Annotated in this window: 1 protein-coding gene; it reads left to right on the forward strand. The window is 68.0% G+C overall.

The annotated features are described in order from the left end of the window. Positions 1-534 (forward strand): DUF3987 domain-containing protein (locus tag ABD301_RS42205; RefSeq protein WP_344315614.1); only part of this gene is annotated, 534 nt, incomplete at both ends.

Below are 534 nucleotides of genomic sequence, written 5' to 3' on the forward strand. Positions count from 1 at the left end.
AAACTTCCGAACCTCGACCCGTACCTGATGGGTCACTCCGGCCGGCCACTGCGCGTTGACCGGCTCGGCCGCGAAGCCGAATACATCCCCAACCCCACCCTCACCGTGGGAGTGATGGCGCAGCCGTCCGTGCTGCGCAAGTTCGGCACCAACGGCGACCTCACCGGCCGGGGCATCGTGGCCCGGTTCCTGTTCGTACTGCCGGTCAGCCTCGCCGGCTACCGCGACGATGACGCCCCACCCGTTTCCGAGCACATCGCGACCGTCTACGCGACGCAGGTTCACGCGCTCGCTGCCAGCCTCGCCGACTGGACCGACCCTGTTGTGCTCACCCTCACCGATGACGCCCGTACGAGCCGCTCAACGTCCGCGCGCGCTATCGAGGTACAGCTACGGCGCGGCGGGGCGCTGTACGACATGCGGGAATGGGCCAACAAACTCACCGGAACCACGATGCGCCTGGCCGCGCTCCTACACGTCGCCCACCACCCGGACAACGCCTGGCAAAAGCCCGTCGACGGTGCCCAGATGACG

This window comes from Fodinicola feengrottensis (genome assembly GCF_039530045.1).
In the GTDB taxonomy this organism is placed as follows: Bacteria; Actinomycetota; Actinomycetes; order Mycobacteriales; family HKI-0501; genus Fodinicola; species Fodinicola feengrottensis.